The organism is Pseudomonas sp. CVAP#3 (assembly GCF_018986375.1).
Taxonomy (GTDB): Bacteria; Pseudomonadota; Gammaproteobacteria; order Pseudomonadales; family Pseudomonadaceae; genus Aquipseudomonas; species Aquipseudomonas helvetica.
Genome location: NZ_JAHMSC010000020.1, coordinates 46444 through 58740, shown reverse-complemented (window position 1 = coordinate 58740; position 12297 = coordinate 46444). Strand labels below are relative to the sequence as shown.

The 12297-nt window shown below is 61.0% G+C and carries 11 protein-coding genes; 2 read left to right on the top strand and 9 right to left on the bottom strand.

Annotated elements, in window-relative coordinates:
* Positions 1-9: 9 nt before the first annotated feature.
* The gene (locus KRR23_RS25010; RefSeq protein WP_216744668.1) at positions 10-531 is read left to right on the top strand and encodes a single-stranded DNA-binding protein; all 522 of its coding nucleotides are present in this window, start codon (positions 10-12) and stop codon (positions 529-531) included.
* A gap of 87 nt (positions 532-618) precedes the next feature.
* On the opposite strand, the gene KRR23_RS25005 is transcribed toward KRR23_RS25010, so the two are convergent.
* The 8 genes from KRR23_RS25005 to KRR23_RS24970 form a co-directional block, all read right to left on the bottom strand.
* A complete protein-coding gene (locus tag KRR23_RS25005; protein WP_216744667.1) occupies positions 619-1776 on the bottom strand; it encodes a glutathionylspermidine synthase family protein in 1158 nt (385 codons plus the stop codon).
* A 12-nt stretch (positions 1777-1788) separates the two neighbouring features.
* The gene (locus KRR23_RS25000) at positions 1789-2517 is read right to left on the bottom strand and encodes a DUF1190 domain-containing protein (RefSeq protein WP_216744666.1); all 729 of its coding nucleotides are present in this window, start codon (positions 2515-2517) and stop codon (positions 1789-1791) included.
* A 19-nt stretch (positions 2518-2536) separates the two neighbouring features.
* Complete coding sequence (locus tag KRR23_RS24995; RefSeq protein ID WP_216744665.1) at positions 2537-2965, bottom strand: DUF350 domain-containing protein; 429 nt, start codon at positions 2963-2965, stop codon at positions 2537-2539.
* A 13-nt stretch (positions 2966-2978) separates the two neighbouring features.
* Positions 2979-3629: a DUF2491 family protein gene (locus tag KRR23_RS24990; protein WP_216744664.1), complete on the bottom strand. Its 651-nt coding sequence runs from the start codon at positions 3627-3629 to the stop codon at positions 2979-2981.
* A gap of 13 nt (positions 3630-3642) precedes the next feature.
* Entirely contained in the window at positions 3643-4227 is a 585-nt protein-coding gene (locus tag KRR23_RS24985) for a rhomboid family intramembrane serine protease (protein ID WP_216744676.1), read from the bottom strand.
* Positions 4228-4593: 366 nt separating this feature from the next.
* A complete protein-coding gene (locus KRR23_RS24980; protein ID WP_054594266.1) occupies positions 4594-5295 on the bottom strand; it encodes a PspA/IM30 family protein in 702 nt (233 codons plus the stop codon).
* Positions 5296-5314: 19 nt separating this feature from the next.
* The gene (locus KRR23_RS24975) at positions 5315-5992 is read right to left on the bottom strand and encodes a YjfI family protein (RefSeq protein ID WP_216744675.1); all 678 of its coding nucleotides are present in this window, start codon (positions 5990-5992) and stop codon (positions 5315-5317) included.
* A gap of 165 nt (positions 5993-6157) precedes the next feature.
* Positions 6158-6712, bottom strand: coding sequence for a cysteine hydrolase family protein (locus KRR23_RS24970; protein ID WP_216744663.1), 555 nt, complete (start codon positions 6710-6712; stop codon positions 6158-6160).
* Positions 6713-6810: 98 nt separating this feature from the next.
* On the opposite strand from KRR23_RS24970, the gene KRR23_RS24965 reads away from it, so the two are divergent.
* Positions 6811-7800, top strand: coding sequence for a GlxA family transcriptional regulator (locus KRR23_RS24965; protein WP_216744662.1), 990 nt, complete (start codon positions 6811-6813; stop codon positions 7798-7800).
* Positions 7801-7949: 149 nt separating this feature from the next.
* Here the strand turns inward: KRR23_RS24965 and KRR23_RS24960 are convergent, their stop codons facing one another.
* Positions 7950-12257: a DEAD/DEAH box helicase gene (locus KRR23_RS24960; RefSeq protein WP_216744661.1), complete on the bottom strand. Its 4308-nt coding sequence runs from the start codon at positions 12255-12257 to the stop codon at positions 7950-7952.
* Positions 12258-12297: the final 40 nt, after the last annotated feature.

Sequence of the window (12297 nt, the reverse complement as noted above, 5' to 3'; positions counted from 1 at the left end):
GAGAACGTTATGGCCCGTGGGGTTAACAAAGTCATATTGGTCGGCACTTGCGGCCAGGATCCCGAAGTTCGCTACTTGCCTAACGGTAACGCCGTGACCAACCTGAGTCTGGCGACCAGCGAACAATGGACCGACAAGCAAACCGGCCAGAAAGTCGAAAAGACCGAATGGCACCGTGTATCGATGTTCGGCAAGGTTGCGGAAATCGCCGGCGAATACCTGCGTAAAGGTTCGCAGGTCTACATCGAAGGCAAGCTGCAAACCCGCGAGTGGGAAAAAGACGGTATCAAGCGTTACACCACTGAAATCGTGGTCGACATGCAAGGCACCATGCAGCTGCTGGGCGGCCGTCCACAGGGCGACCAACAAGGTCAGGGCGGCGGTAACAACTACCAGCAATCCGCTCCGCGTCCGCAAGCTCCGCGTCCGCAGCAGTCGGCTCCGCAACAGCGTTCGGCTCCGGCACCACAGCAGGCCGCACCGCAGCCAGCTCCGGATTTCGACAGCTTTGATGACGATATTCCGTTCTGATCATCAGATCCGCCGGATATGGACAAAAGGCCCGTAGCAAACGCTACGGGCCTTTTTCTTTGGGTGCTTTCCGGAGGTGGAAGTCGTTCAATCAAGTATCAGGTGCGGCAAAAAACGGCTTGAGTCTTTGGTGATCAGGCTGTTGTCCTCGCGCACACCGATGCCGGCGGCCTGATCGCCGATCACCCAGGAGCCGATCAGCGTGTAGCTGTCACCGAACTTCGGCAGCGGGGCGAACTCCTGGAGGATGAACGGCGCATCGGTGTACGGCCCGTCTTCCTTCACGACCAGACCCTCCTGGGTGTGCAGTTCGATGTTGGCGCCTTCGCGGGAGAAGAACGGCTTGCGCACCCAGCCTTTCGGCACCGCTTTGCCGGGCTCGAGGTCCAGGTGGGTGGCGAGCAGGTTCGGGTGCCCTTTGTTGAATTCCCACAGCAGGGGCAGGATGCCTTTGTTCGAGATGATCGATTTCCAGGCGGGCTCGAAAAACTGCGTGTCACTCTGGGCGATGGCTTCACCAAACGGCTCGTGGAAAATGAACTCCCAGGCGTGCAGTTTGAACAGGTGAGGAATCCAGCGCTCTTCGAGATCGACGAAGCGTCCTTCGCTGTTGAGGCCGATGTCTTCGATATCGATATGGCGTGATTCGATCCCGACTTTTTCCGCGATCAGCCGCAAGTAGTCGGTGGTGCCTTTGTCTTCGACCGACTGTTTCATCGAGGCGAAGTAGAAAGGCTGTTTGATCTGCAATTGCGCAAAGGCCTGATGCAGCTTGGTGTCGATGCTGTTGAACTGGTCGGCATGGCTGGGCAGCAAGCCGCGCTCGATGCATTGCTCCAGCCAGCCCCACTGAAATGCCGACGCCTCGTACAGGCTGGTGGGCGTGTCGTAGTTGAGTTCCAGCAATTTGGCGGGGCTGTTGCCGTTGTAGGAGAAGTCCAGGCGACCGTAAAGGTGTGGATGGCCTTCACGCCATGACGTACGAATCATGTCGAAGAAGGGCGCTGGAATGCTCAGGCGCTCCAGCAGTTCTTCGCTCTGCACCACGCGGTCGACCAGGTCCATGCACATCTCATGGATCTCGGTGGTGGGGTCTTCGAGATCATTCTCGATCTGCTTGAGCGTGAATTGGTAATACGCGCTCTCGTCCCAATAGGGTTCGTCGTCGATGGTATGAAACATAAAGCCGAGGTTTTCGGCGGTCTGCTTCCAGTCGTGACGTTCCTGGCAGAGGATTTTCTTCATGGCACTCGCTCCTTAACTGCTCGATCCACCCGAACTGCTCGAGCCACCCCAGCCACTGCGTGCGCTGGCCTGGCTGCCAAAACCGCCTCGGGAGGTGGACGACGATACCGAGATGGGCTTGGAGCTGCTCGACCTGAACGTAGAGCTGCTGTAACCACTACCGTATTTCGCCTGGTCGGATTTGGTGAAGCTCGAGCCCGTGGCGATGCGCTGGCTGAGCGTCGACGATGAGTAGTCACCGCGTGAATCGCGGTAGCGGTAAACCGGTTCGGAGTTATAGCTGCCCCGGTTGCTGTTCAGCATATTGCTGATCAACATACCGGCCAGAAGACCGTTGACCATTCCGCCTGAACCGCCTGAGCTCACTTCGGAGGCGGGCAGTTGTGCCCTGGCGGCGTCCAGCTGGGTCTGTGTGACCTGGCCATTGGCTGCCAGCTCGAAGCCGCCGAGTTTTGGAATGAACTTGCCGGTGGAGTCCTGCTGGCACCAGTCGGCGACAAAGTCGGCATCGCAATCAGCCTGGCTGTCATACATAGGCGCGAGGCGACGGTGTTCGGCGATGGCGGTCATGTAGGCGTCGGAGCAGACATTCACCGGGATTTTTTGATCCACGCACTGCTGCACGGATTGAAAGTTGAATTTTTGATTCACTGCGTAGGTTTTTTCTGTCGGCCCGCAGCCTGATATCGCGACGGCGACCGATGCCGCCAGGGACAGTTGAACGTACTTGCTTCGTTTCATCGACGTCTCCGTGTCGCGATCAGTTCTGGGAAGGGGTCATGCATGCGGCATTGAGCAGGCCAACGCTGATGGCCACCGCTGCGACGTAGATTGCTGCTGCGATTTCACCGTTACGGATGCGCTCGGAGGTGCCTTTGAGCACCAGGTTGGTCATCAGGAATGCCAGCAGTTGTACCGCTGCGGCAATCAGCGCCCACACGGCGAAGTCCAGCAGGCTGACCGAGTAGGCAATCACATTGCTCGCCGGGATCGCGAAGCCGATGATGGCGCCGGACAGGGCGATGGCGGCCGCGGTGTTGCCGGAGCGAATCAGTTCGAACTCTTTGTGCGGCGTGATGCGGGTGTAGACGAACTGGAAAATCGCGAACAGCAGGGCGGCACCGATGATGTACGAAACAAATCCCAGGACGGCGGCTTTGTTCAGCGAGACGGAGAGTGCTTCTAGCATTGGCTGTTCCTTTTTAAAGAGTAGTGAGGTCGGTGGTGTACAGCGAGATGCCCAGTGAGGTGCTCAGGCTGATGCTGCCTTCGGCGTCTTCTTCGACCGAGAACAGCAGGAATTCGCGGCGATCGGTCAGACCGGTCTCGCGGGCGTAGAGCATCGAGCGATGTTCCACGACGTAGGACTGATCCGGATTGCTGACCTGCTCAGTGAAGGCCACCAGCTCGGTCTGCCCGGCCTCGGTGCCCCATTCGCGGGTGTATTCGACGCCGTCATGGGTGTAGGTCGGCAGGCCGATCAGGCTGTCCGGCCCCGCGAGCCTGCGCAGTTCGGCTTCACTGTTGAGGGTGACGTAGCTCTGGTAGTTGAACAGGATCACCGACTCGACCTGGTCGGCGATGGCGCCGGTGGTGTGGACCTGCAGCCAGTAGTCTTCGTCGTCCATGTAGTAGCGCGAAAGCCAGGTCGACTGGCCAAGGTCGATGGTGCCGACGCTCCAGATCTGCTGGGTGTCGGGAATGACCACGCTGGTTTTTTCGTCAAGCAACAGCTTGAGGGTAGTGTCGAACACCAGCGCTTTGCCCTGGCCGAGCCCGAGGGGGCCGGCAACCGGTGCGCTGTCCTTGGGTGTCGGGGCCTCAAGGCCCATCAACTGTTTAAACCATCCCATTGGTGATTTCCTTTCAGGCGGGTGGAGGCAATTTAGATGAATTCGCCGCCCTGGACGCGGGTGGCGCAGAGAGAAGTAGCCTGGCTGCAATAAAACCGGCGAAAGCGCCGCCAATGTGCCCTTCAATTGAAACGCCCTGGCGCGGAATAAAGCCGAAAATCAGACCTCCGTAGAGGAGGGCGACAATGCCCGCGATCAGTACGTTGCTCCAGCTGCGGTGGTACCAGGCGCGTCCCAGAAGGTACGCCCAGAGGCCAAAGACCCAGGCGCTGGCGCCCACATGAACGCCGTTGAAACCGAACAGCCAGACCAGCGAGCCGCCGAGCAGAATGATGATTGCGCTGACCGCCGCAAAGCGTTTGAAGCCCTCGGCGATCACCAGGGTTCCCAGCACCAGGAACGGCACCAGATTGGCGATCAAGTGCGCAAAGGATACGTGCAGAAACGGTGAGGTCACAATTCCGACGAGGCCGTGGGCTGTTCGGGGGACCAGGCCGAACATCGTCAGGCTGTAGCCTGTCAGCATATTCAGCAGGTGGATCGCGACCATCAGCATAGCCAGGCCTGCGATGATCTTGAAGCCGGTTACCCTGTCCATCCTTGTCCTCGAATCAACAAAAAGAAGGGCACGCCGGTGCCCTGATGCCAGCCAGTTAAGAAAACTCAGCGCCTGAATGCTCTGTTCTGATCCGAAATCCACCCCTCACCCCAGCCCTCTCCCCACAGGGGAGAGGGGAAAGGGAGCCAATCTCCACGCCTTTCAAAACCTGAGTTCGACTCGGACTTTCAGGTCGATGTAACTCGAAAGAACACCTCAGTCAGTCCCCTCGCCCCGTGGGGAGAGGGTTAGGGTGAGGGGTGGTTCTTGAGCCTGGCGAACAGCCCGAAGCATTCCTCGCAAAAGTAACGTTAACTGGCCGGCATTACACCGGTGCCCTTCCTTTTGAATGCTTGCGTAAGCCGGTTACTCGGCCGATTGTTTTTTCAGGCGGTCCAGAATCGAGTTCGCACTGCCCTGGTCCGGAGTGATGCCGGCTTCGCGCAGCTTGCGCTCCAGGTCGTTGCCGGTGGACGCGTCCGCCAGTTCGTCGCTCGCTTCCAGCTCGGCAGCACGTTGTTCCTGCTTGGCTTGCAGACGATTCAGGGTGCCGACGGCGGTTTCCAGTTTGCCGTTGGCGCCGCCGCTGGCGATGGAGGCGCTGACCTGCGCTTTCTGCACGCTTTCACGGGCCTTGGCCATGTCCACTTGTTGGCGCAGGCTCTTGATGCGAGCTTCGGCCTTGGTGATGTCCTTGCGCATTTTGTCGGCGTAGGCACCGAACTCGGTGGTTTGCTTCTGTTCGGCGTCGTGTTCGTTGGTCAGGGTCGAAATGGCTTCGGCCACTTCCAGAGCCAGGTCTTCACGGTTGGCCTGGAGCGCGGCCATGGCCTTGGATTCCAGGTCCTTGATCTTGGCGTTGTACTGCGCCACGCGCTCGGCCGAGAGTTTGTGCTTGGCCATGATGGTGACCAGTTCGCGCTTGGCGTTTGCCAGGGCGCTGTCGGCGTCGCGGATTTCCTGATCGAGGATGCGCAGGGCCTGTTGATCGGCGATGGCTTCGCCGACTTCGCTGGCGCCGCCGCGCAGTGCGGTGAACAACTTGCTCCAGATCGATTGGTTTTGCATGCGTCGGTACTCCCGAAAATTAGTTGAAGAAGCTTTCGAAGGCTTCGCTGGCGCGCTGAACGTTGTCGACGAGCGTTTTGATTTCGGTCACGACGTTGGTCAGGCTGGACTCGGAACTGAGCGCACCGAACATGTTGTAGACGGTCTGGCCGTTGGGCATGGATTCAATACCGATCGACGACAGCGGGAACATTTCCCGGCTGCGCAGCACGGCATCGTTGAAGCGCTGCACGTCCTTGATGGATTCGAGATCGACCAGCACCGTGTCGACGATGATTTGCTCGCCGACGACGGCGATGTAAATCGGCAGCCCGCCAAACTCGTTCATTTCAAGCTTGATGCTCTGCTCGGAGCCTTGAATCAACGTCAGGGTGATTTCGTTGGATACCACCTCATCAAGGGCCTGCAGGGCGCTGAAGAGGCGATCGATGTTCCAGTTGTTACCTGCGCTCATGTAATCCTCCACCATGAATGAACCAGCCAGGATCGGCTGGCGTAGCTGTTTCTCCATTTGCTTGAGCAGGCTCCGGTTTTCGGGAAGCACCCAAGTTTCATGTTTCACATAGCCGGCGGCGCTAAGTCCTCCACGCATCTGCTTCATGTAGAAGCTCGACGGTTTTTTCGCGGAAGGTTTCGAGCGCTCTCCCTGGCTGCTCGCGGGTGTTGTGTCTGAGGCTGCTGGAGAGCGACGTTTCATTGCAGTGGCTCCGCTTTGTTTTGTATCACGCGTGAGAACACTACAGATAAATTCAGGCACTCTCAACAACTCACGCGTGAGATTTTTAATCGACTGATTTTCATCACGAAAAAAGGCCCGTAGCGTGTCAGCGCTACGGGCCTTCGGGTTTTGATGGAGACAGATTCAGTGACTGGTCGTCAGGAAGTCATCGGTGGACACCACCGTTGCATAGGCAAATCCAAGGGCCGACATGAAGGCCGCGTGTACCTGGGCCGCCGGAACGATAACCCCGTTGAACTCCAGGTCACGGGTGGCGCAGGCGTCGTGGATCACCGTGACGCCGTAGCCAAGATCGGCCGCGGCACGTGCTGCGCCGTCGATGCACATGTGGCTCATGCTACCGACGATCACCAGGCTCTCGATGCCGTATTGGTCAAGGATCGCCTCCAGTTCGGTTTCGCGGAACGCGTTGACGAAGTGTTTGAGTACGACCGGCTCATGGCCGCGGTTGAGGACTTTGCGGTGCAGCTGCGCACCCTCCGAGCCCGGTGTGAAAAACGGCGCGGTGTCAGAGGTGAATTCGTGGCGGATATGCACCACCTGATCACCGGCATCACGGAAGGCCTGGATCACCCGCGCGGCGTTGTCGGCAGCCGCGTCGGCGCCGACCAGCGGCCATTTGCCTTGAGGGAAGTAGTCATTCTGGATATCGACTACGATGAGCGCTTGCTTGGCCATGGGTGTTTCCTCGGATGGGTTGGTGTGGAACGAAGTATTAGGTTTCGCCGGCTGTTCGAGGATTGGCCGCACCGACAATAGAAGGGGGAAAACTGACAATGGGCATAGAACGCGCAGTCGCCGAATTGGGCGTGCTGATCTATCCCGGCGCGCAGATGGCGGCGGTTCATGGTTTGACGGATCTGTTCGGTGTCGCGAATCGCATCGCCGCCGAGCATCAGAGCGCGCAACTGCCATTGTTGCGAGTCAGCCACTGGCAGGCTGATGCCGAGCATGCGCCCCAACGCATTTACGACAGTCATCCCGCTGCCGACGGCGCACTGATAGCGCTGTTGATCCCGCCCTCGATTGGCGGCTTTTCCGAAGGTCAGGCATCGCCTGCGCTGATCCAGTGGATTCGCCAGCAACACGCGGCCGGCGCGACCCTTGGTGGGGTGTGCGTGGGGTCTATTCTGTTGGCCGAAAGCGGTCTGCTCGACGGTCGTCGCGCCACCACTCACTGGACCTCGGCGAAAAAGTTCGCCGAGCGTTACCCGAAGGTCGCGCTCAACGCCGACAAGCCCATCGTCGACGATGGCGACCTGATCACCACTGGCGGATTAATGGCCTGGTCGGAGCTGGGTTTGCGTCTGGTCGACCGTTTGCTCGGTCCGAGCATCGCCACCAGTACCGCGCGCTTTCTGGTGATCGAACACAGCGACAGTGCGAGCGAATGCGGGAGCAACTTCGCACCGATTCTGAGCCATGGCGATGCAGCGATTCTCAAGGTCCAGCACTGGCTGCAAGCCAACGGGGCGGTTGAAGTGTCGCTGAGCGTCATGTCGCAGCAGGCAGGGCTGGAAGAGCGGACGTTCCTGCGGCGCTTTCGAGCCGCGACCGGTTTGAAACCGACCGAGTACTGCCAGCACCTGCGAGTCGGCAAGGCCCGGGAAATGCTCGAATTCACCAACGGCACCATCGATCACATCGCCTGGAACGTCGGCTACTCGGACCCGAGTGCGTTTCGCGCCACGTTCAAAAAAATCACCGGCCTGGCACCGAGCGATTATCGAGCACGGTTTGGAGTGACCGCCCCTGCACGGGTATAAGCAACACGGCCCCCGTAGCAGCCTGCATTGCTCGATCGTTCCCACGCTCTGCGTGGGAATGCAGCCCATGACGCTCCGCGTCACAAAGCGGACGCAGAGCGTCCATTGAGGTATTCCCACGCAGAGCGTGGGAACGATCGGTCTGTAGATCAGTGTTGTATCAGCTTTCTGCGAACTTCGGTCGCTGCTGCTTGATCCAGTTCCAGCCAGTAATGCTGCGCACCGGCGATCTCGGCGGCGGCCGGCAGGCCATCGCGGTACACCAGCCGGTTGCTGGCGAGGGCGGGGACTTTGTGCCCCGGCAGCAGAGTGCCGGCAAGGTTCAACGGGTCGACGCCGCAAACACTGATCAGGCTGCCGTCATGCGGGCGGCGGCGCACTTCGCGCAGCAGCGGGATCGCTTCGGGCAAGGCAAATTGTTCCCCCGCCAGACCGCTGACAAAACGCCCGCCGCGAATCTCTCCACGTGCCTCCAGCCGGTGAAAGGTGCGCAGCAATTCGCGCCAGCTCGGCAGCCAGTCGGCCTCGCGTTCCAGTAGCCGCCAGAACACCACGCCGTAACGCCTGAGCAAGGTCAGGGCGATGTGTTCGAGGGTTTCGCTCGGGGTGCCACGGTTATCCACAACCGGCGGCGTCGATTGACGGCGCAACAAGGCCCAGCGCCCGGCATCGTCCATTCCACCGACAAACGCCCCGCGTCCCCGTCGGCTGCTGCGCGCCTGGCGTTTGCTGGCCGGTGTAATCAACGCGCGCAGGCCGGCGAAGCTGTCGGCGTTGACCAGCCCGGCGCCGACCAGTTCCTGCAAGGCGATCTCCAGTTCACTGCGTAGCAGATGGGCTTCGTGTAGCAGCTCATCGAAGAACAGCGCGCCATGTTGGCTCAGCGCTTGATGGACTTTCTGCGTTTTGGGCGACAGCTCGCTGACCTCCGGTGGCTCGGTCAGGCTGCTCCAGAGCGGGACCTGCGCCCGTGGCAACAACACAATCGGCGTGCTGCGCAGCGCTGCGCTAGTGGCTTTGTTGCGCACCGTCAGCCGGGTCCAGACCAGTTTGCCGCTGCGGCACAGCTCATCCAGCCACGTCGATGAATAGTTCTTGAGCCGCGCCGGCAGAAGATCGCTGTCCCAGGCAGACGCGGCCGCTGGGTAGCCTTCGAACTGACTGACAATCGCCGGCAACACCGCGCTGCCCTGGCCTTGGGTTGCTGGCGACAGATGCTGCCAGTCAAACAGAAAACGCATGAAGTCCTGCAATGCCACGGGCTCGATTTCCCGCCGCAGGCGTTTGACCGTGTAGCGATGAATGCGCGCCAGCAAATGCCGTTCGCACCATTCTTCCTGCGTGGCCGCAGGGCTGAAGCGCCCGCGCAGCACATAACCTTCGCGCTCCAGTTGCGCCAGCGCTTGAGTGACGTGAGCAGTCGAAAGCCCCAGCGGTTGAGCAATCGCATGAATCGGCAGCGGACCAAATGCACCGAGGCGAGCGCGGATCAGTTCGACCAGCGCCTCGTCGGTGCCCCAGGCTTCATCGAAACCCGGCAAGGCCTGCAACGGCGGTAACAACACGGCGTGTGGGTAGATTGCTTGCAGGCAGGTCAGGCGCTCCAGTGCCAGCCATATCGCTTGATCTGCGTTGATCCGCAAGCGGCTGGCGCGCCCTCCATTCGCCAGGGTTTGCAGCCAGTGCGGCCACTGCGGATTGGCCTGCGCTTCGGCGTCGCTGATGGCGGCCAGGCTCATCAGCGCTTCATGCATTTCATCGACGCTGGTGGGCTGCGGCCAGGCCTCATCGCGCACCGATTGAATGGCCTCGGCATCCAGCGCGCCGAGGTCATCGGTCGATTGCGGGTCGCTCCAGCGGCGATTGAGCACCGCCTGTGTGCGACGTTCTTCCAATGGCGCATCGTCGAGAAAGGTGTAGGGCCGAGCGCTGAGAATTTCCGCCGCCAGCGGCGAGGGCGCGGGCAAGTCGCGGCTGATCAAGCGCACTTCACCGCGTTCCATGCGCCGCAACAGCGCCAGCCAGCCATCGCAGTCCATGGCTTCGTGCAGGCAATCGTCGAGGGTTTGCTCGACTAGCGGGTGGTCGGGAATTTCGCGCTCGCCGACGAGGTTTTCCAGGCAGGCGATCTGGTCGGGAAACACGCTGGCGATCAGGTCTTCGCTTTTCATCCGCTGGATCTGCGGCGGCACTTTGCGTCCGCCGCTGTACCGCGGCAACGCGAGGGCAACGCCGGCGTTCCAGCGCCAGCGCACGCCGAATAGCGGCGCGTCGAGTACGGCTTGAATCAGGATCTGTTCGGCAGTGTTGCTGTGCAGATAACGCCAGACCTCGTCCAGCTCGAAACTGTGGCTGGTGGACAGCGACAAGACGATTGCGTCTTCGCTGGCGGCAGCCTGCAGTTCGAAGTTGAAGGTGCGGCAAAAGCGCTTACGCAGGGCCAGGCCCCAAGCGCGGTTGATGCGGCTGCCGAACAGCGAGTGAATGATCAGTTGAGTGCCGCCGGACTCGTCGAAAAACCGCTCCATCAGCAGCGTGTCCTGAGACGGCAGGGCACCGAGCGTCAGCCGGGCGCGGGCGAGGTATTCCACCAGTTGTTCGGCGCTGGCGAGGTTCAGGCCGAGGGTTTCGGTCAGCCAGTCGATGCTCGGTTGTACATCGCCGGGCGTGGCACCCAGCAGCTCATCAAGATACGCATGCAGGCGCGCCACGGCGAGCGACAATTCGGCACTGCGCCCTGGCGCCTCACCGAGCCAGAAGGGGATGGTCGGCGGCTGTCCCTGAGCGTCCTCGACGCGGATCTTGCCGGTTTCGACCCGCAGGATCCGGTACGAAGTGTTGCCCAGCTGAAAGACATCGCCAGCGATGCTTTCCACGGCGAAGTCTTCGTTGACGCTGCCGATGTTCAGCCCTTGCGGCTCCAGCAGCACACTGTAATCGGCGTTGTCGGGAATCGTCCCGCCACTGGTCACCGCCGTCAGTTTGGCGCCGCGCCGGCCACGTAATGTGCGAGTCACCGCGTCGCGGTGCAGGTAAGCGCTGCGGACTCCCTGGCGGCCGTTATAGCCTTCGGCGAGCATCTGCAGCAGCGCTTGATAGTGTGTGTCGTCGAGATCGGTATAGGGCGATGCGCGGCGTACCATTTCGAGCAGGGCCTGCTCCTGCCATTCCTGGCAACTGACCTCGGCGACGATCTGCTGTGCCAGTACGTCCAGCGGCGCGGTGGGGATCAGCAAGGTATCGAGTTCGCCCCGGCGCACGCAGTCGAGCAGGGCAGCGCATTCGATCAGGTCATCGCGGGTGGTGGCGAACAGGCGGCCCTTGGGTGTGCCGCCGACCTGGTGCCCGGAGCGTCCAACCCGTTGCAGAAACCCGGCGATCGAACGTGGTGAGGCGATCTGGCAGACCAGATCGACATCGCCGATGTCGATGCCCAGTTCCAGCGACGCGGTGGCGATCAGCACTTGCAGATCGCCACGCTTGAGCCGCTGTTCGGCATCGAGGCGAAACTCCTTGGCCAGGCTGCCGTGGTGGGCGGCGACTGCGTCTTTGCCCAGACGCTCGCTGAGATGACGGCTCAAGCGTTCGGCCAAGCGTCGGGTGTTGACGAAAATCAGCGTGGTCCGGTGCTCGCGTGCCAGTGTGGCGATCCGGTCGTAGACCAGCTCCCAGACATCGTTGGCCATCACCGCCGACAGCGGCACCGGCGGCACTTCGATGCCCAGGTCCCGCCGGCGGGCGTGGCCGATATCGACGATTTCGCACGGACGGTTTGTGCCCACCAGAAAGCGCGAAACCGCTTCGATGGGTTTTTGCGTGGCAGACAGGCCGATGCGCATCAGTGGCTCGCAGCACAAGGCCTGTAAACGCTCCAGGCTCAGGGCCAGGTGGCTGCCGCGTTTGCTGCCGGCGATGGCGTGGATTTCGTCGACGATCACTGTGCGGGTGCTGGCGAGCATGCGCCGGCCAGAGTCGGAGCCGAGCAGCACGTACAGCGACTCCGGGGTGGTAACCAGAATGTGCGGCGCGCTTTTGCGCATCGCCGAGCGGTCCTTTTGCGGAGTGTCGCCAGTGCGCACGGCGGTGTTGATCTGTAATTCGGGGAAGCCCAGTTGTCGCAGTTGCTCGGTGATACCGGCCAGCGGGTTTTGCAGGTTGATCTGAATGTCGTTGGACAGCGCCTTGAGGGGCGAGACGTAAACCACCAGGGTTTCGTCGGGTAATTCGCCACCGTGGGCCAGGCCTTGATGGACCAGGTCATCGATGACCGCAAGAAACGCCGTGAGGGTTTTGCCGGAGCCGGTGGGTGCGGCGACCAGCGTCGAACGGCGTTGGCGAATCAACGGCCACGCGCCGGCTTGCGCGGCGGTGACCGCCGGGAAGGTGCTGTTGAACCAGGCGCGGACGGCAGGGTGAAAGCCTGCCAGGGCGCTGTCGGCTGATACGGGGAGGTTCATGGGGTAATTTATGCGGCTGGGTGGCTGAAGATGCAAGTTT

Excerpts from the sequence above, each read along its gene's own strand:
- KRR23_RS25010 (WP_216744668.1), top strand. The coding sequence starts at position 10 with ATGGCCCGTGGGGTTAACAAAGTCATATTGGTCGGCACTTGCGGCCAG.
- KRR23_RS25005 (WP_216744667.1), bottom strand. The coding sequence starts at position 1,776 with ATGAAGAAAATCCTCTGCCAGGAACGTCACGACTGGAAGCAGACCGCC.
- KRR23_RS25000 (WP_216744666.1), bottom strand. The coding sequence starts at position 2,517 with ATGAAACGAAGCAAGTACGTTCAACTGTCCCTGGCGGCATCGGTCGCC.
- KRR23_RS24995 (WP_216744665.1), bottom strand. The coding sequence starts at position 2,965 with ATGCTAGAAGCACTCTCCGTCTCGCTGAACAAAGCCGCCGTCCTGGGA.
- KRR23_RS24990 (WP_216744664.1), bottom strand. The coding sequence starts at position 3,629 with ATGGGATGGTTTAAACAGTTGATGGGCCTTGAGGCCCCGACACCCAAG.
- KRR23_RS24985 (WP_216744676.1), bottom strand. The coding sequence starts at position 4,227 with ATGGACAGGGTAACCGGCTTCAAGATCATCGCAGGCCTGGCTATGCTG.
- KRR23_RS24980 (WP_054594266.1), bottom strand. The coding sequence starts at position 5,295 with ATGCAAAACCAATCGATCTGGAGCAAGTTGTTCACCGCACTGCGCGGC.
- KRR23_RS24975 (WP_216744675.1), bottom strand. The coding sequence starts at position 5,992 with ATGAAACGTCGCTCTCCAGCAGCCTCAGACACAACACCCGCGAGCAGC.
- KRR23_RS24970 (WP_216744663.1), bottom strand. The coding sequence starts at position 6,712 with ATGGCCAAGCAAGCGCTCATCGTAGTCGATATCCAGAATGACTACTTC.
- KRR23_RS24965 (WP_216744662.1), top strand. The coding sequence starts at position 6,811 with ATGGGCATAGAACGCGCAGTCGCCGAATTGGGCGTGCTGATCTATCCC.
- KRR23_RS24960 (WP_216744661.1), bottom strand. The coding sequence starts at position 12,257 with ATGAACCTCCCCGTATCAGCCGACAGCGCCCTGGCAGGCTTTCACCCT.